At 60.7% G+C, this 26594-nt stretch carries 21 protein-coding genes; 9 read left to right on the forward strand and 12 right to left on the reverse strand.

Translation table 11 applies throughout. The annotated features are described in order from the left end of the window. Positions 1 to 87 precede the first annotated feature (87 nt). Positions 88 to 315: a hypothetical protein gene (locus BM438_RS21730; protein ID WP_093637525.1), complete on the forward strand. Its 228-nt coding sequence runs from the start codon at positions 88 to 90 to the stop codon at positions 313 to 315. A 162-nt stretch (positions 316 to 477) separates the two neighbouring features. On the opposite strand, the gene BM438_RS21735 is transcribed toward BM438_RS21730, so the two are convergent. Next, positions 478 to 2706, reverse strand: coding sequence for an NADP-dependent isocitrate dehydrogenase (locus tag BM438_RS21735; RefSeq protein WP_093637529.1), 2229 nt, complete (start codon positions 2704 to 2706; stop codon positions 478 to 480). Positions 2707 to 3113: 407 nt separating this feature from the next. Here BM438_RS21735 and BM438_RS21740 point away from each other — a divergent pair, with 407 nt between their 5' ends. After that, complete coding sequence (locus BM438_RS21740) at positions 3114 to 5303, forward strand: TonB-dependent siderophore receptor (protein WP_093637788.1); 2190 nt, start codon at positions 3114 to 3116, stop codon at positions 5301 to 5303. A gap of 55 nt (positions 5304 to 5358) precedes the next feature. Here the strand turns inward: BM438_RS21740 and BM438_RS21745 are convergent, their stop codons facing one another. Continuing rightward, a complete protein-coding gene (locus tag BM438_RS21745; RefSeq protein WP_093637532.1) occupies positions 5359 to 6276 on the reverse strand; it encodes a LysR family transcriptional regulator in 918 nt (305 codons plus the stop codon). A 126-nt stretch (positions 6277 to 6402) separates the two neighbouring features. Between BM438_RS21745 and BM438_RS21750 the strand changes: the two genes are divergently transcribed. After that, entirely contained in the window at positions 6403 to 8109 is a 1707-nt protein-coding gene (locus tag BM438_RS21750) for an MFS transporter (RefSeq protein WP_093637536.1), read from the forward strand. 99 nt (positions 8110 to 8208) lie between these two features. On the opposite strand, the gene BM438_RS21755 is transcribed toward BM438_RS21750, so the two are convergent. The 3 genes from BM438_RS21755 to BM438_RS21765 all read right to left on the reverse strand — a co-directional run bounded on the left by BM438_RS21755 (position 8209) and on the right by BM438_RS21765 (position 11881). Continuing rightward, the gene (locus BM438_RS21755; protein ID WP_093637540.1) at positions 8209 to 9507 is read right to left on the reverse strand and encodes an MFS transporter; all 1299 of its coding nucleotides are present in this window, start codon (positions 9505 to 9507) and stop codon (positions 8209 to 8211) included. A 56-nt stretch (positions 9508 to 9563) separates the two neighbouring features. After that, positions 9564 to 10037: a hypothetical protein gene (locus BM438_RS21760; protein ID WP_093637543.1), complete on the reverse strand. Its 474-nt coding sequence runs from the start codon at positions 10035 to 10037 to the stop codon at positions 9564 to 9566. Positions 10038 to 10300: 263 nt separating this feature from the next. Continuing rightward, positions 10301 to 11881 (reverse strand): methyl-accepting chemotaxis protein, encoded by a 1581-nt coding sequence (locus BM438_RS21765; RefSeq protein ID WP_093637546.1) that lies wholly within the window; start codon positions 11879 to 11881, stop codon positions 10301 to 10303. A 263-nt stretch (positions 11882 to 12144) separates the two neighbouring features. Between BM438_RS21765 and BM438_RS21770 the strand changes: the two genes are divergently transcribed. The 3 genes from BM438_RS21770 (at position 12145) to BM438_RS21780 (ending at position 16774) form a co-directional block, all read left to right on the forward strand. Further along, complete coding sequence (locus BM438_RS21770) at positions 12145 to 13305, forward strand: iron-containing alcohol dehydrogenase (RefSeq protein ID WP_093637550.1); 1161 nt, start codon at positions 12145 to 12147, stop codon at positions 13303 to 13305. A 269-nt stretch (positions 13306 to 13574) separates the two neighbouring features. After that, a complete protein-coding gene (locus tag BM438_RS21775; RefSeq protein WP_093637553.1) occupies positions 13575 to 15428 on the forward strand; it encodes a collagen-like triple helix repeat-containing protein in 1854 nt (617 codons plus the stop codon). A 77-nt stretch (positions 15429 to 15505) separates the two neighbouring features. Beyond that, positions 15506 to 16774 carry an isoprenylcysteine carboxylmethyltransferase family protein gene (locus BM438_RS21780; RefSeq protein ID WP_093637556.1) on the forward strand — a complete coding sequence of 423 codons (1269 nt, stop codon included), beginning with the start codon at positions 15506 to 15508 and terminating at the stop codon, positions 16772 to 16774. Between the two features lie 208 nt (positions 16775 to 16982). Here the strand turns inward: BM438_RS21780 and BM438_RS21785 are convergent, their stop codons facing one another. Beyond that, positions 16983 to 17813: an EAL domain-containing protein gene (locus BM438_RS21785; protein WP_244179423.1), complete on the reverse strand. Its 831-nt coding sequence runs from the start codon at positions 17811 to 17813 to the stop codon at positions 16983 to 16985. A 482-nt stretch (positions 17814 to 18295) separates the two neighbouring features. On the opposite strand from BM438_RS21785, the gene BM438_RS47025 reads away from it, so the two are divergent. After that, positions 18296 to 18574 carry a transposase gene (locus BM438_RS47025; RefSeq protein ID WP_093637563.1) on the forward strand — a complete coding sequence of 93 codons (279 nt, stop codon included), beginning with the start codon at positions 18296 to 18298 and terminating at the stop codon, positions 18572 to 18574. A 95-nt stretch (positions 18575 to 18669) separates the two neighbouring features. On the opposite strand, the gene BM438_RS21795 is transcribed toward BM438_RS47025, so the two are convergent. The 6 genes from BM438_RS21795 to BM438_RS21820 form a co-directional block, all read right to left on the reverse strand. Next, the gene (locus BM438_RS21795; protein WP_208620684.1) at positions 18670 to 19089 is read right to left on the reverse strand and encodes a histidine kinase; all 420 of its coding nucleotides are present in this window, start codon (positions 19087 to 19089) and stop codon (positions 18670 to 18672) included. Positions 19090 to 19162: 73 nt separating this feature from the next. Further along, positions 19163 to 19918 (reverse strand): COG4705 family protein, encoded by a 756-nt coding sequence (locus BM438_RS21800; protein ID WP_093637566.1) that lies wholly within the window; start codon positions 19916 to 19918, stop codon positions 19163 to 19165. Between the two features lie 155 nt (positions 19919 to 20073). Beyond that, entirely contained in the window at positions 20074 to 20772 is a 699-nt protein-coding gene (locus BM438_RS21805) for a response regulator (RefSeq protein WP_054035528.1), read from the reverse strand. Between the two features lie 25 nt (positions 20773 to 20797). Beyond that, positions 20798 to 22180: a sensor histidine kinase gene (locus BM438_RS21810; protein ID WP_093637570.1), complete on the reverse strand. Its 1383-nt coding sequence runs from the start codon at positions 22178 to 22180 to the stop codon at positions 20798 to 20800. Between the two features lie 185 nt (positions 22181 to 22365). Further along, the gene (locus BM438_RS21815) at positions 22366 to 23760 is read right to left on the reverse strand and encodes a sensor histidine kinase (protein WP_093637573.1); all 1395 of its coding nucleotides are present in this window, start codon (positions 23758 to 23760) and stop codon (positions 22366 to 22368) included. Further along, on the reverse strand, positions 23750 to 24427 hold the full coding sequence (locus tag BM438_RS21820; RefSeq protein WP_027778124.1) for a response regulator: 678 nt from the start codon (positions 24425 to 24427) through the stop codon (positions 23750 to 23752). Before BM438_RS21820 ends, BM438_RS21815 begins: the two co-directional genes overlap by 11 nt. A gap of 283 nt (positions 24428 to 24710) precedes the next feature. On the opposite strand from BM438_RS21820, the gene BM438_RS21825 reads away from it, so the two are divergent. Together BM438_RS21825 and BM438_RS21830 are read left to right on the forward strand one after the other, a co-directional pair. After that, positions 24711 to 25730: an ABC transporter substrate-binding protein gene (locus BM438_RS21825; RefSeq protein WP_093637576.1), complete on the forward strand. Its 1020-nt coding sequence runs from the start codon at positions 24711 to 24713 to the stop codon at positions 25728 to 25730. Between the two features lie 53 nt (positions 25731 to 25783). Beyond that, positions 25784 to 26578 (forward strand): ABC transporter ATP-binding protein, encoded by a 795-nt coding sequence (locus BM438_RS21830; protein WP_054035532.1) that lies wholly within the window; start codon positions 25784 to 25786, stop codon positions 26576 to 26578. Positions 26579 to 26594 lie beyond the last annotated feature (16 nt).

The raw sequence follows: 26594 nt of genomic DNA on the forward strand, positions 1-26594 counted from the left end.
CGAAAACGCAGTCGCAGTATGTCCTACGCTCCATGCATGAAGCCATCGCGGCACAGCGGTTTTTAAATGGCAATTGGGAGACTAAAAATGAAAGGCTTTCGCTTTGGATCGACCCAGGGAGCGTTCTACATTTTGCCGGGCCAGGGCGGTTGGGAGGCAACCTACGGCAACGAGACGCTCGGTGAATTTTCCAGCCCGCAACAGGCAGCCGATGAAGTCGCACGCGGCCTGACCTGCCCGCAGTTGACCGAAGTCGACACGTCGACGCTCGAAATTCCAGAAAAACTCAGCGATTGGGAAATCGTTCACGTGTGAGGGCCAGGCATGACCGCCACCCACGTAAGCGTAGAAACGACGATGGCGCTCCTCGGGAGCGCCATCGTTTTGTTTGCTGCTTACTTCAGTGCCTGCTTCGGTACTTTCAGGAACGGCCTAAGTACCTCATTCGGCACGCCACTCAGCACGTCGTTCCAACCATTAAGCAACCGCGTCCACAATCTTGTTCAGCGTGGCGCTCGGGCGCATGGCCTTGCTCGTCAGCTCAACATTCGGACGGTAGTAACCGCCGATATCCACCGGCTTGCCTTGCGCTGCACCCAGCTCTTCGATGATCTTCGCTTCGTTGTCGGCCATCGCCCTCGCCACGCCGTCGAACTGCGCCTGCAAGGCAGCGTCGTCGGTTTGCGCGGCCAGAGCTTCCGCCCAATACATCGCCAGGTAGAAGTGGCTGCCGCGGTTGTCGATACCGCCAATCTTGCGCGCCGGCGACTTGTCGTTGTCGAGGAACTTGCCCGTTGCCTGATCCAGCGTCTTGGCCAGAACCTGCGCCTTCGGGTTGTGATACGCGCCGCTCAGGTGTTCGAGGGAAGCCGCCAACGCCAGGAATTCGCCAAGCGAATCCCAACGCAGGAAACCTTCTTCGACCAATTGCTGAACGTGCTTCGGCGCCGAACCGCCCGCGCCCGTTTCGAACATGCCGCCACCTGCCATTAGCGGAACGATCGAGAGCATCTTCGCGCTGGTGCCCAGTTCCATGATCGGGAACAGGTCGGTCAGGTAGTCGCGCAGCACGTTGCCGGTGACCGAGATCGTGTCCTTGCCGGCGCGGATGCGCTCGATCGAGAACTTCGTCGCTTCAACCGGCGTCATGACGCGGATATCCAGACCGCTGGTGTCGTGGTCCTTCAGGTATTGCTCGACCTTCTTGATGATCTGGGCGTCGTGCGCACGTGCCGCGTCCAGCCAGAAAATAGCCGGCGTGTTGGTGGCGCGTGCGCGGTTCACCGCGAGCTTGACCCAATCCTGGACCGGCGCATCTTTGGTCTGGCACATGCGCCAGATGTCGCCCGCTTCAACCGCCTGCTCGATCAGCACCGTACCGGCTGCGTCGGTCACGCGAACCACGCCGTTTGCCGGGATCTGGAACGTCTTGTCGTGTGAACCGTATTCTTCAGCGGCTTGCGCCATCAGGCCGACGTTCGGCACCGTGCCCATGGTGACCGGGTCGAATGCACCGTTCTTCTTGCAGTCTTCGATCACTGCCTGGTAGACGCCGGCGTAGCAACGGTCCGGAATCACTGCCTTGGCGTCGTGCAGTGCACCGTCCGCGCCCCACATCTTGCCCGACTCGCGAATCATGGCCGGCATGGAAGCGTCGACGATCACGTCGCTCGGCACGTGCAGGCTGGTGATGCCCTTGTCCGAGTTGACCATGGCCAGTTGCGGACGTTGCGCGTATTGAGCCTTGATGTCGGCTTCGATCGCTTCACGCGTTTCAGCCGGCAGGTCCTTCAGGCGCGCGTACAGGTCGCCGATACCGTTGTTCGGGTTGAAGCCGGCTTGCGCCAGTGCGTCAGCGTGCTTGGTCAGCACGTCTTTGTAGAACACCGAGACCACGTGACCGAAGATGATCGGATCCGACACCTTCATCATGGTGGCCTTCAGGTGCACTGAGAACAGCACGCCCTTCGCTTTCGCATCGGCGATTTCTGCTTCGATGAAGCTGCGCAGCGCGTTCTTGGAGAGCACCGAAGCGTCGATGATCTCGCCCGCTTGCACGGCCGTCTTTTCTTTCAGGACCTTCGCCGAACCGTCGGCGGCGATCAGTTCGATCTTCACGGCGCCGGCTGCTGCGATCAGCGCCGATTTTTCGCTGCCGTAGAAATCGCCGCCGCTCATGTGCGCCACGTGCGACTTCGAGTCCGCGCTCCACGCGCCCATCTTGTGCGGGTGCTTGCGTGCGTAGTTCTTCACCGACAACGGCGCGCGGCGATCCGAATTGCCTTCGCGCAGCACCGGGTTCACCGCGCTGCCCTTGATCTTGTCGTAACGAGCCTTGACGTCTTTTTCAGTGTCGGTGTTCGCCACGTCCGGATACGGCGGCAGTTTGAAGCCCTGATCGCGCAGCTCGGTAATCGCGGCCTTCAGTTGCGGCACCGATGCGCTGATGTTCGGCAGCTTGATGATGTTCGCTTCCGGACGCGTGGTGAGTCCACCCAGTTCCGCCAGATCGTCGGAACCCTTCTGTTCCGCGGTCAGGTAGTCCGGAAATGCAGCGATGATCCGGCCGGCGAGCGAGATATCGCGCGTTTCAACGATCACGTCGGACGAGCGCGTGAACGCCTTGACGATCGGCAGCAGCGAATAAGTCGCCAGAGCAGGCGCTTCGTCGGTCAGGGTGTAGATGATCTTCGGCGATGTGGACATGTTTGATGCTTTGCTAGGTGAAGTGTTAGACAGAGCGTTGGTGGCGCTGAGCCACGAGGTGGCGACAGAGCAGCAAGAACGCAGCGCGACCCACGGCACTACTTTTTACGGCACGGACGTGAGTATATGCGTGTTTTCCAGTACTCGCTGCTAAACAAACATGCCGCCGTGACGCCCCACAGAGGGGCAAGCCCCGCCAGATAAGGCTTTTAGCCGATTGCCCTATGTCTTAAGACAGATGTCTTATAGATGACTTACCGTTTGAAATTAACGATTGTGAATGCGAATCAGATGCATTAACATTCGTAAGCTTTGTAGGTTGAACCGTCCGCTTAATCACCACTCGCTCGACCGACGCCATCCCGCACTTTTTGGTGCGCGGCGTCGTGCTGCCTAATTCAAACAACATGCAGAATTCATTTGTCGCGGCACGCCCTGCGCGCCCAAGCTTTTTACGCGGCCACCGCCGTACCCCGTCTTTGCTCAGTGCAGGGCTCCTCGTCAGCGTCGGCTTATCGTTATCTACTTTGTCATCCTCGGGATGGGCGCAAGTCGCGGCAAGCGATACGGCCGCCACCCTGCCCGCCGTGAGTGTGTCGGCCACGAAAGACACAACCGCGGCGCAGTCCGATACTGTCAGCGCCGGCGCGCTAGGTTCACGCAAACAGGTGGACACGCCGTTTTCGACGCGCGTAGTCACGAGCGACGAAGCGCAAGACCTGATGGCGGCAACCGCCAACGATCTGTTCAAGTACGACCCGGCGGTATCGGCCATCAGCGAAAACGGGATCAGCGAAAACTCCATGTTCACCGTGCGCGGCATGCCGATCGACACGCTGAACAGCATCAAGGTGGATGGCCAGACCTTCCCCTCGTGGGACACCGATCTCTCGCTCGAACCATTCGAGCAGGTCGAATTGCTCAAGGGTCTGTCCGGTTTCATGTACGGCTTCGGTTCGCCGGGCGGCATCGTCAACTACGTGCTGAAGCGCCCGACCGACGATCCCTACCGCAGCATCTCGATCGGCTACAAATCGGCTGGCGTGTTCAGCGAGGCGGTCGATCTGGGTGGCCGCTTTGGCAATGACAATCGCTTCGGCTACCGCCTGAACCTCGTCAACGAAGACGGCAATACTGCTGAGGACCACGGCCACATCCGCCGCAAGGTGGCCTCGCTTGCGTTCGACTTCCGCATTACGCCAGACCTGACCTTTACCGCCGACGCCTTCTATCAGAAGCGCAAAACCAACGGCACGCTATTCGGCCTGATGTTCGGCAGCGGACTCAGTATTCCCGACGCAAGCACCGTCACCCACGCGCTGACGCAACCGCAGAATTACTACCAGACCGAGATGGCCTCGTTCGGCACGGGCCTGGATTACCGCCTCTCCGAGAACTGGCACACGAGCGTGAAGTACCGCTTCGCGAAGGAAAACCGCACCAATTCGGACAGCTTCCTGTATGTCACCGATAGCGCGGGTAACTACTCGAACACGCTCTATGCAGCGATGACGCGTTACTTCTATCAGAACGTCGACGCGATGGTGCAGGGTAAATTCAACACCGGCAGCATCAAGCACGACGTCGTGGTCGGCGCGGGTTTCCAGACGCAAACCAGCGAGTACAGCAACAGCGAAGGCTGGAATAGCGGCTACTTCCTCGGCAACGGCAATCTGTACAACAGCACGCTGTTGACCAACGATGAAGTCAGCATCGGCTCGGATCTGTATCGTCAGCAGCGCACCACGCAGGCTGCCGTGTACGCGAGCGATACGGTGCAGCTCACGTCGCGTCTGTCCGCTCTGGTCGGCGTGCGTTATACGCAATACCGCGAGCACGTGTACAACACGAGCGGCGCCGTCTCGTCACAGTACAGCGCGGATCCGGTCACGCCGACCTTCGCGCTGATGTTCAAGACCGACCCGTATTCGACGGTGTACGCGAGCTATGTCGAATCGTTGGAACAGGGTGGCGCGGCATCGAACACCAACCTCAATTACCCGGACACGTTCGGCCCGCTGAAGAGCAAGCAGTACGAAGTCGGCTTCAAGACGGACCACAGCAAGTGGGGCGCCAATCTTGCGCTGTTCCGTGTCGATCAGGGCTACAACTATACGAACTCGGCCAACATCTTCGTGCAGGACGGCACGAAGCGCTATACCGGCGTCGACGCGAGCGGCTGGCTTGCGCTGACGAGCGAATGGCGCGTGATGGGCGGCGTGATGTGGCTCGACGCAAAGGCGGTCGATGTGGACGACGCCAGCGTCGAAGGCAAGCGCGTGTATGGCGCGCCGAGATTCACCGTGACCGGCCGGATCGAATACAACCCGTCGTATCTGCGTCCGTTGACGCTGGCGTTCGGCGGCAAGTACGTCGGCAACCAGGCGGTCGACGCGGCCAACACGCAGTTCGTGCCGGCTTATGTCACGTACGATCTGAGTGGCCGCTACGAGACGAAAATCGCCGGCAAGGATGTGACGTTCCGTGCGGGGATCAACAATCTATTCAATCGCCGCTACTGGACCACGGCGTGGGGCTATTACGTGGCGCCTTCGCCGACACGAACTGCCGTGGCGAGCGCTACGTTGCAGTTCTAAGCAATACGTAGCAACGGAAGCGCGCCCACCGTAGCAGCGGGGGCACGCCTCCTCATCAGTTCGCTGGGGGCGCTCCAAGCATCCCAGGAATCTCGGCAACGAGCGCATCAATCGCGCAGCGCGTCTTCAACGCGAGATACCGGCTCTTCGGCCACACGACGTTGATCTCCTGTGAAGGTCGAAAACAGTTCTCCATCACGGTCTGCAACTGACCTGTTGCCTCAAAACGCGTGAGCAGCCAGCTTGGTAGCCACGCCAGCCCGAAGCCCGCAATCGCGGCATCCACGATCCCCTGCATATCGTCAAAGCTAAGCTGCGGCACGACATCCGCGCGGCGGATTTGCCCATCGACATCGAGCACATTCCACGGCTCGATAACCCCGTTGCGTGAATAAGCAATGATCGTGTGCCCGTGGAATTCAGCCACGCGGCCCGGCGTGCCGCAGCGCGCCAAGTACGCCGGCGCGGCGCCAATGCTTGCGTACTGAACACCGAGCCGCCGCGCCGCGAGACTCACACTATCGACCAGTGGACCAATCCGCACGACGAGATCGAAGCCCTCTTCCACGACATCCACAAAGCGGTCCGTGACCGAAATGTCGATCTTCAATTGCGGATGCCTGCGCGCAAGCCCAAGCAGCACCGGCGCCACGCAATGATGGCCGAAGGCCTGCGGCACGCTCACCCGCAGACGTCCTTTCGGTTCGCGGCGCCCCGAGTCGAGATCGGCTTCGGCGGCCTCGAGTTCAGCCAGCGCGCGCACGCAACGGTCGTAATACGCTTGCCCGGCCTCGGTGAGACTCTGGCTGCGCGTCGTGCGATTGAGCAGACGCACGCCGAGACGCTTTTCGAGCCGAACGATGACCTTGCCGACCGCCGAGCGTGTCACGTCCATGCGCTCGGCAGCCAACGCGAAACTGCCCGTCTCAACCACACGCACGAACGTTGTCACGCCGTCGAGAATGTCGCTCATACCTTACCTTATTGGTTCCGCCGAGGACGCATTTCTGGGATTTACTCGCGTCAATCGGGACTTAAATTCCCTCTATATTACACAGTCCATGGTGGCCAAAGCCATCGACTATCGAGGTGAATTCCCATGTCCAGGTCCAGAAACGCGCCGCCGCCGTATGACGAAGGTTCCCAAGCGGTTATCGCGGAAGAACATCCATCAAGCTTGTCGGACAGGCGAGCAGCAGACGCCCTTTCGAGCGATGCCGCGCAACCGACAACTCGCTTCTCCATCAGCAAGAACGCCTTGGCGTTGGGCGCCGTGTGCCTGGCTTCGCTGATGTTCGGCCTCGAAATCTCCAGCGTGCCAGTGATCCTGCCGACGCTCGAGCGCGTGCTGCACGGCGACTTCAAGGGCATGCAGTGGATCATGAATGCCTACACGCTCGGGGTGACGACGGTGCTGATGGCAACCGGCGCGCTGGCGGACCGCTTCGGCCGCAGACGTATTTTCGTCATCGGGATCGCGCTGTTCGGCCTCACCTCGCTGATCTGCGGTTTCGCGCAGAGCGTGCCAACGTTGATCGTCGCGCGCCTGCTGCAAGGCGCGAGTGGCGGCGCGATGCTGATATGCCAGGTCGCCGTGCTCTCGCATCAATTTAACGAGGGACCTGAGCGCGTCCGGGCCTTCAGCGCGTGGGGCATCATTCTCGGCATCGGGCTTGGTTTTGGACCAATCATCGGCGGGATGATCGTTGCGGTATCGGGATGGCAATGGGTCTTCTGGATCCACGCACTGCTTGCCTCCGTCACGTTGACGCTCGTTTTCGGCGGCGTCCAGGAGTCGCGCGATCCGCACGCGCATACGCTCGACGTGGCTGGCATCGTCACGCTTTCGCTGGCGGTATTCGGCCTCACGTACTACATCACGCAGGGCTCGGATCTTGGTTTCGCGAGTCTTCGCGCGATCCTGATTCTGGTGGCAACGGCCGTCGCCTTCTTGGCTTTTCTAGGCGCTGAGCGACTCAGTACGCGCCCGATGTTCGACTTCTCCGTATTCAGGATCCGGAAATTTTCCGGTGCGTTGATGGGTTCCGCGGGCATGAACTTCAGCTTCTGGCCGTTCATGATCTATCTGCCGATCTATTTCCAGATCGGCCTCGGCTACGACAGCGTGAACGCCGGTCTTGCGCTGCTCGCGTACACGCTGCCGACGCTGTTATTTCCGCCGCTCGGTGAACGTCTTGCGCTGCGTTATGGATCAGGAATCGCGATACCTGCAGGCCTGTTTACGATCGGCCTCGGCTTCATGTTGATGAAATACGGCAGTCACGTCCTGCATCCCGGCGTGTGGACGATGCTGCCCGGTTGCATCCTCGCCGGCGCCGGCCTCGGCCTCACCAACACGCCCGTCACCAATACGACGACGGGTGCGGTTCCGGCGGAGCGGGCGGGCATGGCATCCGGGATCGATATGAGCGCGCGCATGATTACGCTTGCGATCAACATCGCGTTGATGGGCGCGATCCTGGTTGGCGGCATCCTCGTCAATCTGCGGGCGCGACTGCCTGCGACGCTCGACACCGCCCCACTCGGACGACTGGCGGAGAAGATTGCCGCAGGAGACGTCGAAGCGGTCAGACAGGGAATCCCAGCACTAGCCACACTCGACCCATCCGGAACCGCCGTTCACGCCGCGCTAATAGACGGCTTTGGCTGGGTGATGCTCTATGGCGGCGTCGGAGTCTGGGTGCTCGCCGCGCTGAGTTTTGTGATTTCGGGCAGTGCTTCGAGAAGGCTGGGAAAAATAGAAACGGTCCCGACGCAGCAGTCCGTTCGATGCGACTCCTGCTAAATGCCAACGGCCATTTGACGTTCGATGCGCATTTTTTTGCCTCCGGCGTCAAAGTGCGCCGCTGGCACCTTGATAAGGTCGAGAAGCAGTTCGCAACGCTCAGCGCAACCGCAAAGCGGTTTTGCATTTCCACAAGGCCACAAGACTCAGCGCACCGAGAAATGCCAGGTACAACGCAGGCGAAAGCTTGTTGCCGGTGAGTTGAATTAGCGAATCAACGATCAACGGCGCGAACCCGCCGAAGACCGTTACACCAATGTTGTAGCTGACTGCCATGCCGGTAGCGCGCGTCTCTTTCGGAAAGGCGTCTGCCATCAACGCGGGCAGCGCCCCAAAATACACGGCCTTCAGCAGACCGATCCACGCCATCATTGCCATTAACGCGCCCAGGCTCGGATGACGGATCAATGCGGCAAATACCGGGTAGATCGACAACGTGAAGATCACGCCAGAGGCCGCCATCAAGCGAATTCGGCCCACGCGATCGGAGAGGAGACCAATGAACGGTGGTACGAACATCAGAATTGCCCCCGTCAACACTGTCGCGGTGAAGCCGAAACTCGCCGGCATATGAAGCTGCTTGACCGCGTAGGTCGGGATATAAAGAATCACGTAGCTCGTGCCAGTTGACACGGCCAACACGCCGATCGAAAGCAGCATGCGCAGCTTCTGTTGCGCGAAAACAGTCCTGACAGGCGTACGCGCGACAGGCGATTTGTCCAGGGTATGAAGGTTATGCTCCTCCTTCATCTGTCTGCGAAGGTACAGCCCGATCGGCCCGATCAGAATTCCAAAGAAAAACGGAACGCGCCAGCCCCATGATTCCATGGATGCCGTGTCCAGCGTACTGGTTAGCACCGCGCCGAACGCTGCGGCCAGTAGATAACTGAGTCCCTGACTCGCGAACTGGAAGCTCGCCATGAAGCCGCTTCTATGCGGCGCCTGCTCGACCAGAAACGCGGTCGTGCTGCCAAACTCGCCGCCTGCGGAAAAGCCCTGCAACAGCCGTGCAGCAAGCACGGCGATAGGCGCAGCCATGCCGATTGACGCGTATGACGGCATGACGGCGATCGTGAGTGTGCCGACCATCATCATCATGATCGATACCAGCATCGACGCTTTCCGGCCGTGCCGGTCGGCGTAGGAGCCAAGTGCCAGAGCACCAATGGGTCGCACAAGATAGGAAATACCGAAGGTGCCAAGCGTGACCAACAGCGATACCGCGGGACTGGATGCTGGAAAGAACGTCTTCGCAATAGTCGTGGCAAAGAATCCATAAATCAGGATATCAAACCATTCCAAAGCGTTTCCGATAGTCGCAGCAAATATGGTGAGATAGAAGCTGGTTTTCTTCGGCTGAGAAAGGAGATTGGCGCTCACACTTGCGGATGTATCCATGACATGCTCCATAAGGGCTTAGCAGTGAACCTGCGGGCCATACACCCGATGTGGTATCAATAACCGGTCGCTACGTTGCGTAGGACGACTGCGCGAAGAACAGCAAAGACTCGCTCGATCCCGATCGAAACGGCCGACGCCTCGTCCGTTTCGATTCGATAGCGCATGTGCAAGACGGGCTGCCCGTGAACACCGCCGAGCCAATCCAGTTCTTCTGGCACACTGGACCACAACAACAGCTGTACAGCCCGGGATAACTGTCGCAACGATTTGGCGGCATCCCCCGTCGCCGTAGCTCCGGAGAATGTCTCGTGTTCGCTGGATTCAATCCATGCTCGATGCAGAGATACAGGCTCGGGAATTCGCAGCATCGAGACCTGAGACACGGCGGTGAAGCGCTTCGCCAGCGCGTGTGCAACCGAAGTCGGAATGCTCCCGTCGACGACGATGCACAGTTGCGTGAATTCCGATGCCCGCAGTATCCAATCCCAATCCGCGCTCGACACATCATGCGAATCTAGGCTACCCATTGCACCCTCCGGAAAGGTCAACGTCGCTTCAAAACACCAGACAAGCCTGACCCGCGCTCTGATTCAAATTCTAAAGAATTTGATCCGAAATCAAATTGCGAAGAAAATTTCTCATACTTACTTTAAGAAACTTCATCACGGTGTTTATGCGTGAGAATTTTGCATAGATGCAAATTCGCACAATAAAAAAACGCGGATCAACTGGACCCGCGCCACTCACGCATGCCGGCATGCGGCTTCGTACGACGGTCGTCGCATCTCCCTCAACCCAGCGACATGGCGAGACTCGCGCCGCCGTCGAGCTTGAAGATCGAGACGACTTGCACCAGTTCGTGGGACTGGTTGCGCAGACTGTTAGCCGCGGCGGTCATTTGTTCCACCAGCGCAGCGTTTTGCTGGGTGGTCTCATCCATCTGGGTAACAGCCTCACCGACCTGGGCCACGCCCAAAGATTGTTCGTTGCTGGCAGCACTGATCTCACCCATGGTGTCGGTGACGCGGCGGATGGAGCGAACAACTTCGGTCATGGCGACGCCGGCCTGCTCGACCTGGGCCGAACCCTGTGCAACGCGTTCCACGCTCGCGCTGATGAGCTTTTTGATTTCCTTGGCTGCATCAGCGGAGCGTGCGGCCAGACTGCGCACTTCATTGGCCACTACCGCGAAGCCGCGTCCCTGTTCACCGGCACGGGCTGATTCCACCGCAGCGTTCAAGGCGAGGATGTTGGTCTGGAAGGCGATGCCGTCGATGACACCAATGATGTCGGCGATTTTCCTGGAGCTGTCGTTGATACCTTTCATGGTTTCCACGACCTGATTGACGACTTCCCCACACTGGATGGCGACCTCAGACGTGTTCATGGCCAACTGGTTCGCCTGGCGGGCATTGTCGGCGTTCTGGCGCACGGTGGAACTGAGCTCTTCCATGGAGGCGGCGGTTTCTTCCAGCGCGCTGGCCTGGCTTTCTGTGCGGGCGCTGAGGTCGTCGTTGCCCTGGGCGATTTCGGCGCTGGCGGTGGCCACGCTTTCCGAGCCGGAACGTACGTTGGAGACAACACGCACGAGGCTGGTTTGCATGTCTCTCAGGCTGGTGAGCAACTGGCCGACTTCGTCGGTACTGTGGTTATCGATACGAGCGGTCAAATCGCCTTCGGCGACCTGGCGGGCTACCCCGGTGGCTTTGACCAGCGGCCTCGTGATGCTGCCGGAGATCAGCCACGCACACACCACGCTCAGCAGCAGGCTGACTACGCCAAGAGCAATCATCAGCGTGCGGCTGTATTCGTAGTTGGCCTCAATCTGCGTGGCCACCCTGTCGATTTCATCGCGCTGCTGCTTCACTAAAGCGTCGACCTTCGCCACAAAGAGTCTGGAAGCGGGTATGAACTGTTGCTCCAGCAACTGGTTCGCCTCCTCGGCTTTGCCCGACTTTTTCAGTGCATAGATCTGGTCGCGGGTAGCGATAAAAGCTTTGCGCTGTTCACCGATTGCGGCAAACAAGGATTTTTCCTCGTCAGAGGTCATCAAGGCTTCGATCGACTTTTGCAACGCTCCCGACACCTTGGACGAAGCCACGGCTTCTTCCACAAAGTAACTGGCAAGGCCAGGGTCAGCGCTCTTGGCAATCGCGGTCGTGCGGGTGACTGCGGTACTGATATTGCGCGACCAGTCGTTGACAAGCCGCTCGGTCTGGATTGGATTGGCAACCAGATTGCGGGTTGCCTGCGCTACAGAGGACAGGCGCGCAAGCCCTATGACGATGCTGATCATCGACATGATCAATACCAGAACAAAGCCCGCCCCCAGTCGCTTGGCGATGGGCAGATTGGAAATAAACGTTGGCATAGTCGGTTTCTTCAATAACCAAAGGGAAAAATACCCGCTGACAATACGGACTATCGGAGTTCGCTCACTACACGTATACGGCTGCGAACGCCAACCCTGAAGACGCTATTCCGTGGGCCATTCCTGAAACAGAGGTAGGGATATCCTTATAAGATGTCTGCCTGTCCGCCCGCGATAGCGAATGGTGGAGTCCGGACTCCGAACGTTGGAAGTACCGATCTTGCTGGCGTATCAATGGCCAGTGCCGACCTGCAGGTGAAACGATGAACGCATTCCGGTTTCAAACCGTGCCGACGATGGTCGTCGAATTTGGCGCAGCGCGCCGTCTCGGCGCTTTGCTGCGCGCGCAATTTCCGTTGCTTACACGCCTGTGCGTGGTGACGGATGGGTTTCTTCACCAGAGTGGGCTGCTGAATCCGGCGCTCGCCGATCTCGCGGTGCATGGCTGGAATGCCACCGTGATCGACGATGTGATCGCGGATCCGCCCGAGCACATCGTGCTCGAGGCGACCTCGCGCGCGCGTGAGGCCGGCGCTGAGATCGTGCTGGGGCTCGGCGGCGGTTCGTCGATGGACGTGGCCAAGTTGATCGCCGTACTGGCGCCGCAGGATCAACAAGCGCTCAGCGAGATGTACGGTGTGAACAAGGTGACGGTGTCGCGCCTGCCGCTCGTGCAGATGCCGACCACCGCGGGCACCGGCTCGGAAGTCACGGCCGTATCGATCGTGACGGTGGGCGAGGCGAAGAAGATGGGCGTGGTCGCGCCGCAACTGGTCGCCGATCTGGCGATTCTCGACGCGGAACTCACGCTCGGACTACCGGTTGCCGCAACCGCTGCAACCGGCGTCGACGCGATGGTTCACGCGATCGAGGCGTACACGTCCGCGCATTTGAAAAACCCGGTGTCCGACATGCTGGCGGTGAAGGCGCTAGAACTTCTGTCGCGCAATCTGTTGCCCGCGTGTGAGAACGGCCAGAACCGCGCGGCGCGCGAAGCGATGTTGCTCGGCGCGGCGTTCGCTGGCCAGGCGTTCGCCAATTCACCGGTGGCCGCCGTGCATGCGCTCGCCTATCCGATCGGTGGCATCTATCACGTCCCGCACGGTCTTTCGAATGCGCTCGTGCTGCCGCACGTGTTGCGGTTCAACGCCGAGGCGGCGGCACATCTGTACGCGGAACTCGCGGACGTGGTCCTGCCGGGCATCACGGGCAGCGCCGAGAGCCGGACGCAGGCGTTGATCGAACGGCTCGAACAGATGATTGCCGCGACCGCGATTCCGGCCAGGTTGCGCGATGTCGGCATCGAACGTAGCGGGCTCGAACGGATGGCGAGCGACGCGATGCTGCAAACGCGGCTTCTGGTGAACAACCCCCGGCCTGTTAGCGAGGCCGATGCATTGGCGATTTATAGCGCTGCGTTTTAATCGGCGACGCGCGTAATTGAGGGCGGGAGTCGCCGAGATGTTTGGCGACGACTCCGCGCCGTTACGGCCGGCGGACACGTTACGTAGCATGCTACGTGGAACACGGCATCGCGCCTTTAGACAGAATCGCGTTTATGACGCGATAAATTCTTCATATCATAATTTCTTTAACCACTTATGCGCTGAATTACTGAGATGAAGCGATAAGTGGCATTTGGCGTGCAACTTGCAGTGTTGGCCCCACCAATAGTCGTTCAACGGGGACCATCATGCAAAAATTCGCCGGTCGGACAGCCATCGCTGTTGCGACATCCGCATTACTCGCGCTCTACGGTTGTGGAACCAGTAACATCGGTACTCCCAAAACCGGGCTTAGTGGCGGTGGGCTAGGCGGCACTTCGGGCTCTAGCTCGGGTAGCTCCGGCAGTTCGGGTAGCTCCGGCAGTTCGGGTAGCTCTGGCAGTTCGGGTAGCTCTGGCAGTTCGGGTAGCTCCGGCAGTTCGGGTAGCTCTGGCAGTTCGGGTAGCTCTGGTAGCTCTGGTAGCTCGGGCACTTCAGGTAGCTCTGGTTCTAGCAGCTCCGGTACGAGCAGCTCCGGTACGAGCAGCTCTGGTACTAGCTCTGGTACTAGCTCGGGCACGAGCTCCGGCACGAGTTCCGGTACCAGCTCTGGTACGAGTTCCGGTACGAGTTCCGGCACCAGCTCCGGTACGAGCTCCGGTACCAGCTCAGGCACCAGCTCCGGGACGAGCTCCGGTACCAGCTCAGGCACCAGCTCCGGCACGAGCTCCGGCACCAGCTCCGGTACGAGCTCCGGTACGAGCTCCGGCACCTCAGGCACCTCCTCCACCCCTATCGGCAACATCGTCACGCAAGGCGGCAACCTCATCACTGCCGTGGGCACGACCGTCGCTGATACGGGTTCCAAGATCACCGGCACTTCAGTCCCTGGCGTCAACGGCGCAACGACTGCGAATCTCGGCGCGGCGATCACCGATCTCGGCAACGGCGTCAAGGTACTCGGCAACGGCACGGCCGCAGGCCTCGGCACGCTGGGCAGTTCGACCAATCCGCTTGGCCCGACCCTGACCTCCACATCGGGCCTCGTTACTAATGCAGGCGCGGCCGTTACGGCGGTGGGCGGTGTGGTGACAAGTCTCGGAACCGGGCCGCTTGCGCCGCTCGCACCCGTCACGTCGACGGTGGGTACCGTTGTCGCCGGTGTGGGCGCCGGCGTCATCAAAGTGGGCGCGGGATTGAACTCGGCGCTGACCAGCTCGCCGGTTCAACAGGTCGAGACCCAACTGAGCACGGTCATCAACCCGATCACCCTCGTCGTCTCGAATACGACGCAGACGATCGGCAACACCACGGGTCTCGGCGCGCCGCTCAACGGCTTGCTGAGCACCATCGGCAACGGACTCGATTCGGCCGGCCAGAAAGTGTCCGGCGCGACAGGTGATCAGGTGGGCAAAGATATCGGCGGCGTAGTGAGCCAGTTGGGCAAGACGGTCACGAGCACGGGCGGACTGCTGACGGGCGCGACGACCAACCCGCTGGCGCCGATCGCCGGCCTGGTGGGCCCGCTCGGCGGACTGGGCGGATCGGGTGGATCGGGTGGCGGCCTCAGCATCCCGCCGCTGACCGGCCTGATCGGCAACCTCGGTTCGCTCGGCGGGACCGGTAGCAGCGGTAACCCGCTCGCGCCGATCACCGGACTCCTCGGCGGCCTGGGTTCGCTCGGCGGCACCTCCGGCACCGGCAGCCCGCTCGCACCGGTCACCGGACTTCTCGGCAACCTGGGTTCGCTCGGCGGCACTTCCGGCGCCGGCGGTCCGCTTGCACCGGTCACGGGTCTCGTCACGACGTTGACCTCGACGCTGGGTGGCGCCGCGGGCCAAAGCTCACCGCTCGCGCCCGTCACCGGTCTCGTCACGGCGCTGACTTCGACGCTGACCGGCGCATCGTCCGGTAAGGCCTCGCCGCTCGCGCCGGTCACTGGCCTCGTGAGCGGTCTGACCGGTGGCGCGGGCAGTGCCGGGAGTGGTTCGTCCAGCACGAATCCGCTGGCGCCGGTGACGAACCTTGTCACCGGATTGCTGGGTGGCGTCGCAGGTAAATAAGCGGTAATCAGCACAGCGGCCGGGACTTAAAAAATCAAAAGCCCGGCCGCTATCAATGTCATGACTACGAGGATGACATGAACTCCACTCTGGATAACGTGGCGCACGTGCAGGAGCAGCGGCCGCGTTCGGCGACGCCGTTTTCCGTCGGCCTGCTTGGCATCGCCGTCGGCCTTCTAACACTCTGGCTGCTACGCGACAGTACCGCACTGGACGGCGCGCGCCGCAGCACCGCCGCCTGCCTCGCGATCATCGCAACGATCGCTCTATACGAACTGTTCGTCGCACGCGTGTATCTACGCCCAAGCGCCGGCCTTACGGGTCAGGCGGTTCGACCACTCAGCATCGCGCGTGTAGGCTTGCGTCTCGCCGCGCTGGCTTCCGTGTATGTCAGCATCGGTGTGCTCTACTGGCTCTTGCCCGAGTATCACGGCACGTTCTATAACCCCTTCTGGTCTCTGATCCGTACGCTCGCGCCGTATCTGATCGTGGCCGCGCCGTTTTACTTTGCGTGGATGGACAGGCGTCAGCGCGAAGTCGACGATGCCTATATGTTGTGGGGCCGCCTCGTATTCCTCGGGCAGCGTCCAGCCAACTGGAAGCCCGTGCGTGAAATGCTCGCCGGATGGATGGTGAAAGCGTTCTTCCTGCCGCTGATGATCACCTATCTTTCCACCGATGCGGACCATATCGGCGCCTCGCTTGCGACCGCCATGAACGCGCCGTTCTCGCTTGCGACGTTCAGGTTCATGTACGACCTGTCCTTCACGATGGACCTGATGTTCGGCACGGTGGGTTATCTGTGCACACTGCGCATTCTCGATACCCACGTGCGGAGCGCGGAGCCGACCACGCTCGGCTGGCTGGTTGCACTTCTCTGTTATCAACCGTTCTGGTCGGTGATCTCGGCCCAGTACATGCACTACCAGGGCGCGATGTTCTGGGACAGCTGGTTGATATCCGTGCCCATTGTTCGAATCATCTGGGGCACCGTGATTATCGCGTTGGTCTTCTGCTATGCGCTTTCCACCATCGCGTTCGGATTGCGGTTTTCGAACCTGACCAATCGCGGCATCATCACGTCAGGCCCTTATCGCTTCACGAAGCATCCCGCCTACATCACGAAGAATCTCTCGTTCTGGATGGTCTCGGTGCCGTTCATCGAACCCATGGGCTGGCAAGTCGGGCTCACGCACTGCTTCGCGCTGGCCTGCGTCAATCTGCTGTATTTCATGCGCGCTAAAACCGAGGAGCGGCATCTGATGAACGATCCCGACTACCGGGCGTACGCAGAATGGATCGCGAGGAACGGGCTGTTCGCTAGGATCACACGTGCGTTTGAATGAGATGTTTATGCTACGAACGCGGCCGAGTGCATTTATTGCAGCGCACCATTCTTTAGCGGCGTGACGATGGTGATGAGTATCTTTGACCGCCTGCAGGCAGTCACCGGTGGAAGCAGACGAGCGCGCCCGTTGCCAATTTTCCGCGAGCAGTGGGTGCTCGTCTCAATGACATCGCAGGCAGGACGTTACGTAACGTCCTCTGCCGTGTTCACGACTCGCAGCCTGGCGCCAGCACATTGGCCAACCCGGCCTTCGGGCGAGAGAACAGAAAGCCTTGCACCAACGCTTGCGGCCATGACGCGCTCAACCATTGCAACTGTGCTTTGGTCTCGACGCCATTCACCACGATCTGCACGTCGAGCGCATGAAGCAGATCCAGCAACGCCGACATCACTACGCAGGCACGAGGATCGCGTGGAACCGCTGCCATCAACTCAGGCGCAATCGTGAAGGTGTCCACGTCGAGCGCGCCGAGCAGTGCGAGCGAAGACGCGCCATTGCCCCACTTGCCCAGCGAGACGCCGGTTCCCGCAGACCGAAGGCCAGCCGTCAAAGTACGCAAAGACAAGAGACGTGCTGCATCTGCGCTATCGGGCACTTCGATTTCAAGCAGGTTGCCCGGCACGCCATACGATCGCGCGATGCGCGTGAGGTCGTCGGCAAACGATTCGAGCACGGCTACCTGCGCCGGCACCGTGATCGCGACCGGCAGCAACGCCATCTTCGACGACAGGCAATCGCGCAGTTCACGGCACACGCCATCGATGACGAACAAGGCCATCTCCAGCGCAACCTGCGGGTGCTCGAGCGGCATCATGAAAATACCGGGTAGCAGCAACCCGTAGTCGGGATGCGTCCATCGAACCTGCGCTTCGAGGCGAGCCAGCGCGCCACCTGCCGCGCGATAAGCCCCCTGAAACACGAGATGAAATTCACCCGCGTGCAGACCCTGGTGGACGCGGCTTTCGAGTTCGCTCAGTTCCATGGGATCGTCGCGTGAGCCATCCCAATTGGTCTGTTCAACGCAAACGTTACGCATGCCGAATGTCGTTGCGAGCGATACAGGCTTGTCATAGTCGAGCGATAGCATGGCGTAGGCGCAATTTTTTAACCTGGCTAACGCATGCACATGTCGTGCCAAGCGGCACGTTCACTGCGCGACTATCCGCGGCCTTGGCCAACAAGCCCTTTAGTTCAATGGTTTACGGCCATCCGATCAAATCTGTCGAAGCGTAATTTCAATCGCCAAACGTTTGTATGAACGCGGATGTTACGTAGCGTTTCGCATCGACGTTACGGGGCCGCACAAAACGTCGAACGCGCCGGCTACCACAAGTCCATCGCTTCAAACGGCGAAACCATGTCATGCGTCGTGAATAAGATCGCTAAACAACAAGCGATAAATGAAGGCGTCGCACCGCAACAATAAAATTTGACCGAGAAAAAAAGATTTACTAGTATCGGCAGCAAACGCAGCATGTAACGACTGCGCATTCCCTACACAGTCATTCAAGGCGGCAGATGCTTCAGATCCCCCTCACCGACGCCGATTGGGCGCGTGTTCAGAGTCTTTTTCCCGTGGTTTCGTCAGGGCGCGGGCGCCCTCGCCGCAGTGATCGCGAGATCCTCAACGCGATACTCTGGGTGCTGCAGACGAAAGAAAAGTGGCACAGGCTGCCGGCCACTTTTCCGCCGCAACAGACTTGTTATCTTCGATACATGGCTTGGAAAAAAACGGGCGTTCTTGACCAGGTGAACGAGCGCCTGCCACTGTGCGACCACGAGCTTTCAACTTGCTGAATCAGCGGTAATAATTGTTTTGCATACCGTATCGATTCAAAGGAGAACATGTGTTTCACAGATGGTCGCAGTGATCGCTCGCACCCTTCAGCGCGTCAGGCCTTCCCGTTCATTCGATCCATCACCGCCAGCAGATCAGCGAGCGCCTGCTTGCATTCCGCTGCGTTCGGCGTGCCGGCGCGCAACGCACTCAGCGCGCGGTCGATCGCTTTGTCGACGGTATGCCAGTCAGCTGCGGCTCGAGGCTTCAGCGAAGGCTCGGCGTCGTCCCATGCGAGTTCCAGATCCTTGATACGCGCCTTACCGCCCGCGAGATTGCCTTGGTCGACGAGTACCGCGGTGTCGGCAGCGATCTTGCGGAACGGCGAGAGGTCGCCGAGCTTTGATGCCTTGACGGGCTCGGCAGCCGCAGCCGACGGAAAGCCGATCCCACCTGCCTCGCGATGCCCGAAGCTAACGGCGCTGAGGGCAATGAAAGAAGCGATGACGGCTTTGTTGAGCGTGCGTTGGTTCATGATTGTTCACTTCCGTTTGATTCAACATACGATTGAAAAGGGCTACGTCTACGACCTGTCGAGCGACCCGCGCTCAAGGCTCACGTGTGGCGATCGCGCGCGTGGAGCGCTGTTCGACTGCGCTCGCGAAGACGACCAGAACGACAATGGCACTCAGAAAGAGCACGCTCGTATTGATCGTGCCGAGGCCGATACCGCCGTATGCGCGTGACTGCGAGAGCAGATCGCCGAACGAGGCGCCCAACGGCCGCGTCAGAATGTAGGCAAGCCAGAACGTCAGCACCGGATTCCCGCCGACGTAGTAGATGGCGCACACCAATGCGATTAGCGCACCGAATACCACCACGCCGATCATGAAGCCGAGTCCCAACGCTTCTGTCGCGAGATCACCGGCCGCGGTGCCCAGCGCGAAGGTGAACAACACGGCGGCCCAATAGAAAAGCTCCCGCCGCGTCGTGTAGATGGTGTGAATCGACAGTGTCCGTTCACTGCGATACCAGAGCGCGAACACCACAGCCAGCGCGAGTGCAAACGCGACCGTGCTGGCATAGAGACTGATGCCGAGCTTGTCGGTCAGCGCATCGGTAATCTGCGTGCCGACCACACTGACCAGCACCACGGTCAGCCAGTAAATCCACGGCACGTACTTGCGCATGCGAAGCTGCACGGCCAATGCGGCAATCAGCAACGTGAGCATCATTGCGCCGGTGAGCGCGGTGCCGAGCCCCACGTGAACGGCCAGATAGTCCGCGCCGGTCTCGCCGACGGTGGTCGCCATGATCTTGATCGCCCAGAAGACAAGTGTTGCCTCGGGCACTTTGTTGCGCATCTCGGCAACACGATAAGTCGAGGTCTCTAGCAAGCGGGTTCTCCCATCAATAGGCATTCAATTCGACGTTGCGAGCAGGCGCGCTTGCGCTCGCTCGATGCGGCGAATAGTGCAATGGGGAACCTTAGGAAAACCTTACGGAGTGATCTGCTGCGCTACAACGACTCGGCAAACGCTTCGCACGGCACTTCTTCGCGCAGGATGTAGCCAAGCCCGCGCAAGGTCATGATCTTCGCGCTGGAACTCGCCAGATGTTTGCGCAGGCGGTGAATGTAAATGTCGATGGCATCGGCGCTGGGTTCGTCGTCGAGCGTGAACACCTTGTCCATCAGGGTGGACTTCGAGACGGTCTTGCCCTGCTTCAGCATTAGCGTTTCGAGGATGGCGTGTTCGCGCCGCCGTAACGGCAAGGGCTCGTTTTGCAAGACGAATTCGCGGGAATCGAACAGATAGCGCAGATCGCCGCAGTCGATCGACTGACCCTTATCGCCGGCCGCCTGACGGCGGATCAGCGCCTTGATGCGCGCCACCAGCTCGCGTGCGTCGAAAGGTTTGACGACGTAATCGTCCGCGCCGGCCGAGAAGCAGGCCACTTTGTCGTCGGTCGAGCCGTTGGCGGTGAGCATCAGCACCGGCACGTTGTCGCGTTTGCGCCGTAGACGCGCCAGCACGTCCTTGCCGCCAATGCCGGGCAAGCGCAGATCGAGCAACACTGCGTCGTAGCACTGCATGCCGAGCAGCGTCTCCGCACGCTCGCCGTCCTGCGCCCAGTCAACCACGAAATTCTCGACCTGCATCAGGTTCATCACCCAGCGCGCGAGGTCAGCGTCGTCTTCAACGAGCAGCAGTTTCATAGGTTTCCCCTGATTTGGCGGCGCATCACACCACCGCCGACCATAGTCGCATCTCGACGGTGGCGACCAGGCCGACACCGCCCTCACCCGGCTCGAGCGTAACCGTGCCGCCTTGCCGGCAGGCGATCTCGCGCACGATCGGCAAACCGAGCCCGGTTCCGTCAGCGTGGCTCGACGCGCGATAGAAACGTTCGAACACACGCACTCTCGCCTCGGCTTTGATACCTGGCCCGTTGTCGATCACCCGCACGATCGCCCTGTCATTACCGCGCTGCGTGTGCACAGTGACGCGACCACCAGGTTGCGTATAGCGCAGCGCGTTATCGACGAGATTGGTCACCAACGCCGCGGTCAGCGCCTCGTCGCCGGTTACGTACAGACCGTCTTCCAACTCGGCGCCCAGATCGATTTCACGCGACTGCGCGAACGCTATCAACTCCTCCAGCACCCCCGCGATCAACGCGCTCAGATCGACCCGTTCGCGCGTACTGGAAGGCGCGGCGGATTCGGCTTGAGCGAGCAGCAACAGCTTGTTGGTCAAGGTGGTCAGCTTGCGGCTGCTTTTATGCATGCCGGCCAGTGCCTCGCTGAGCGGCGCGTCCCGATTCTCACGTTGCCGCGCGAACTGGATCTGCGCCACCAGCAGCGCGAGCGGTGTACGCAACTGATGCGCCGCGTCGGAGATGAATTGCCGCTGCGTCGCGGCCTGCTGGCCCATGCGCGCGATGCACTGGTTGATCGCTTCGACAATGGGTCTTAATTCGACATGCAAGCGCGCCACGCGTATCGGTTCAAGTTGCGACGCGTTACGATCGGCGACGTCGTCTTTTACCTTCATCAACGGCCGCAATTCGAAGGTCAGCCCGAGATAGACGAACACCATCGCGAGCACCAGCGTGAGCACTTCGCCGAACAGTTGCGGCCGCAGCAGGCGCCACACCATGGCGTCGCGCGAACCTTCCGTTTTCGCGACCGCGACGACAACTTCTTCGGTGCGGCCCGAGTCGTATAGCTGCCGCACGTAAGTAGCCGCGCGCACGGCACGGCCGTCTTCGAGATGGGTGGAATAGAGCATCGGCACGTCGCTCACGCCGCGCGGCAACGGTAACTCGGGACTGCCGGCCAGCAGGCGGTGGCCGCTTGCTTCGACGCGATAGAACACACTGTCCTGTTCCGGCGACTCGAACAGCTCGAGCGCGGCCGGCGGAATCTGGACCGACACGTTGCCGTTATCCCAGTCGATGTCCTCGCCAATGATGCGTATCGACGATAGCAACGCGTTATTCTGAACCAGGTCGGCGGTGGTCTGCGCGTTGCGATACGAAATCATGCCGGAAATGGAAACGAACGCCGCCAGCGGCAGCAAGAGCCACCAAAGCAAGCGTCCGCGCAGACTGCCTGAAAACACGATTCTTCGTTCCTCTGTGCTGGATGTCTCCGCTATGTCCCGCGTGCGCGGTGGGCGTTCGATGAATCGCCTGCCTCAAATTCTAGGGGTACAAATCCTTCTACAGGCTTTCGAACACGCGTTTCCTGTGCCGATTGCGGGTTTGTCCCGAGTACTTTTGAAGCCGCCGATTTGAAGCGGCCGAGTTAACCGGCCTGAGATTCTTCCGTCGGTGCGCGCGGAAACGAGACGGTCACGTGCACGCCTTTACCGCCCTCACCCGGTTTAAGCACAATCTCCCCGTGATGGGCGTCCGCGATTTCACGCACGATGGCGAGGCCCAGCCCGGTCCCTTCAGTATCTGTCGACGCCCGAAAGAACGGCTCGAACACGCGGGTGCGCGATTCGGCTGGAATGCCGGGACCATCGTCCAGCACCGTCACGGTGACTGTATCGGCTTGACCGCTGACCGCCACCGTGACGTGGCCGCCGCTGCCGGTATAGCGGATCGCGTTCTCCGCAAGGTTGGCGATCAACGCCTGAAGCAAGCCGCGATGCCCTGCCACCGGCGCGGGGCCATTCAGTTCCGCGCCCAGATCGATGTCCCGGGCCTGCGCGAGCAACGCCAGATCTTCCACCACTTCCATCGCCAGCGGCACTAGATCGACCGTTTCCACCGCGAGTTGCTTGTTGTCGGCAGCCTCGGCCTGCGCGAGCAACAGCAGCTTGTTCGTGAGTCCGACCATCGAACGATTACTGCGGTGCATCGCGGCGAGCGCCTCGTCGAGCGCGGGATTCAGGCCGTCCTGCTGGCGTGCAAACTGCAACTGCGTGCCGAGCAGCGTGAGCGGCGTGCGCAACTGGTGCGCGGCGTCGGCGATAAAACGCCGCTGTGCGGCCACCTGCACGCCGAGCCGCGCGATACATTGATTGATCGCTTCGACGATCGGCCGCAACTCGGTATGCAGGCGCTCGACGCGAATCGGTTCGAGCTGCATGGGGTCACGGTCGGCGACCTCTTCCTTCACTTTCATCAGCGGCCGCAATTCGAAGGTGAGGCCGATGCAGGCCAGCGCGACCGCCAGCACGATCATCTCGATCTGCCGCACGAGTTGCGGTTGCCACAATTGCTGCGCCATCGCGTCGCGCGAGCGTACGGTCTTGCCCACCGTCACGCGTACGCGGCGCGTCGCACCGTTGTCGTACATCAGGCGCACGAGGCCGACCGCGCGTACGGGTTGCCCGTGCAGTTCGGTGTCGTAGTGATCGGCCGTGTCGGGCGAGCGCGCCGCGCGCTGCGGAAAATCCGGCGTGCCCGCCAGCAGGCGGCCATCGTCGACCCGCACACTGTAGAACACCTGATCGCGATAGGGCGACACGAACACTTCAAGCGCGGCGGGCGGCACGTCCACGCGCAGAAAACCGTCCACCCACTCCACTTCACCCGCGATCATCCGCGCCGATGAGATAAGTTGATTGTCCTGCACCAGGTCCGCCGTGCGCCGCGCGTTGTCGTATTCCGCTTTGCCCGTGACGAACACGTACAACGCAAGCGGCACCAGCAGCCACCACAGCAGACGCATGCGCAGGCTATTGGTCATCTTCTTTCTTGCGCAGCAGATAACCGAGTCCGCGCAACGTGACGATCGCGGCCGAGCTGCCGTCGAGTTTCTTACGCAGCCGCGAAATGTAGATTTCGACCGCGTCCTCGCTCGGCTCGTCCGCGAGCGTGAAGATCGCGTCGACCAGGGCGGGCTTGGTTACCGTCTTGCCCAAACGCAGGATCAGCGTTTCGAGCACCGAGCGCTCGCGCGGCGTCACGTTCAGCGGCGCGCCCTTCAGCGTGAACTGGCGCGTGTCGATGTCGAACGCGAGATCGCCGCACACTACCTCGCTCGCCTTCGAGGGCGACTGGCGGCGGATCGCCACCTTGATGCGCGCGATCAGCTCGCGTACTTCAAAAGGCTTGACCAGGTAGTCGTCCGCGCCGGCGCCGAGCAGTTCCACTTTTTCGTCGATCGAACCGCTCGCCGTCAGGATCAGCACCGGCGTGGCGTCACCGCGCTGGCGCAAACGGCGCAGCACGTTCTTGCCCGACAGCTTCGGCAGATTCAGGTCGAGCAGGATCACGTCGTAGTGATTGGTGCGCAGCAAGCGGTCGGCGGCGTCGCCGTCCTGCACAGCGTCGAGCGCGAACGCCTCCTGCTCCAGCATCTTCGCGAGCCAGTGCGCCAGCGTGGGGTTGTCTTCGATGAGCAGCAGCTTCATGGGGAGAACGGCGAAATAGGCAACTTAATGCGCGGCAAAAGTCAGGACGCCGATTGTGCCGTAAAACAAGGGCTTTGCGCGCGGCTTGGGTGCTTTGTGGCCCACGTTATGGGGTTTGCCAGGGGGCGCCCCAAAGATTACGGAGGATTTTCGGGTTAACACCCATGATTTGCTCGCAGCCCCGAAAGCTGCCAGAAGGTTTCAGATTTCTATAATCGCCGTCATTCGTCCAGAAAGCGCCGTATCCGCACAGGGCGGCGAATAAACCTCAGGAGACTGCTTCATGCGTACCTTGCGCCAGATTGCCGCCGTGTCAGGTGTTGCGTTTACCCTTGCCGCCGCTTCGGCCGCGGCCCATGCGGAGAAGCTGACGATCATGGTCGGCGGCGCCACCAAGATCATCTATCTGCCGGCCAAGCTCACGGAGCAGCTCGGCTACTTCAAGGACGAAGGCCTCGACGTCGAAATCCTCTCGCAACCGGCCGGCGTGGACGCGGAAAACGAACTGCTGGCGGGCGCGGTGCAAGGCGTGGTGGGCTTCTACGACCACACCATCGACTTGCAGAGCAAGGGCAAAGAAGTCCAGGCACTGGTGATTTTCGGCCAGGTGCCGGGTGAAGTGGAAATGGTCGCCACCAAGTCGGCAGAGACCTTCAAGAGCATGGCCGACTCGAAGGGCAAGACGCTCGGCGTGACCGGCCTTGGCTCGTCGACCAGCTTCCTCACGCAATACCTCGCGCAACGTGCGGGCGTGCCGTCCACGCAATACACGCTGCTGCCGGTTGGCGCGGACAACAGCTTTATCGCCGCCATCAAGCAGAACCGTATCGACGCGGGCATGACCACCGAGCCGACGGTCTCACAACTGCTTAAGACCGGCGACGCCAAGGTGCTGGTCGATATGCGCACGCTGGAAGGCACGCGCGCTGCGCTCGGCGGCACATATCCGGCTTCGAGCTTCTACGTGCAGCGCGCATGGGCCGAGTCGCACAAGGACGACGCCACGAAGCTCTCGCACGCCTTCGCGAAGACGCTGAACTTCATCGCGACCCACAGCGCGGAAGAGATCGCCGCGAAGATGCCGAAGGACTACTACGGCAACAACAAGGATCTGTACGTCGGCGCGCTGAAAGCGTCGCTGCCGATGTTCACGAAGGACGGCAAGATGCCCGCCGACGGCCCGGAAACTGTCCTGAAGGTGCTGTCGGCGTTCAATCCTTCGGTGAAGGGCAAGCATATCGACCTCGCCAAGACCTATAGCAACGACTACGTGTCGGCACCGGTCAAGACCGCGGCGAAGTAACACCCTCTGCGTCACGCCCTTTCAACATCAAGAGAACTGCGAGGCACCAGCCGATGAATCAACCTCTGTCACGCGATACGCCCGCCATCGAGATGCGCAACGTATCGTGCCGTTTCATCTCTCCGGATGGCAAAGCGACGATCGCGTTGCGCGACTTCAGCATGTCGGTTGCGCGCGGCGAGTTCGTCGCGGTTGTCGGCCCGACCGGTTGCGGCAAGTCGACCACGCTCAGCATGATCACCGGCTTGCTGAAGCCCACCACCGGCGAAGTGCGCGTAATGGGCGCACCGGTAGACGGCATCGACCCGCGCATCGGCTTCGTGTTTCAGGCGGACGCCGTGTTTCCGTGGCGCTCGGTCATCGACAACGTGGCGGCCGGCCCGCTCTATCGCGGCCGCTCAAAATCCGCCGCGTACGACGAAGCCAACGAATGGCTGCGCCGCGTGGGCCTCGACAAGTTCGGCAAGCACTACCCGCATCAACTGTCCGGCGGCATGAGAAAGCGCGTGGCGCTGGCGCAAACCTTCATCAACAAGCCGGAAATCCTGCTGATGGACGAGCCCTTCTCGGCGCTCGACATGCAGACGCGCACGCTGATGCAGGACGAACTGCTGCAACTGTGGGGCGGCGCCGGTTCGGTGGTGTTCGTCACGCATGATCTGGAAGAAGCGATTGCGCTTGCGGATCGCGTGTTCGTGCTGACCGCGCGTCCGGCGACGCTGAAGAAGGTGTACGAAATCGATCTGCCGCGTCCGCGCGTCACGTCGGAAGTTCGCTACGACCCACGCTTTATCGAAATCTCGCGCGACATCTGGCACGACCTGCGCGAAGAAGTGCAGATCGGATAACCCAAGGAACGGCAAA

This window comes from Paraburkholderia aspalathi, from assembly GCF_900116445.1.
Taxonomy (GTDB): Bacteria; Pseudomonadota; Gammaproteobacteria; order Burkholderiales; family Burkholderiaceae; genus Paraburkholderia; species Paraburkholderia aspalathi.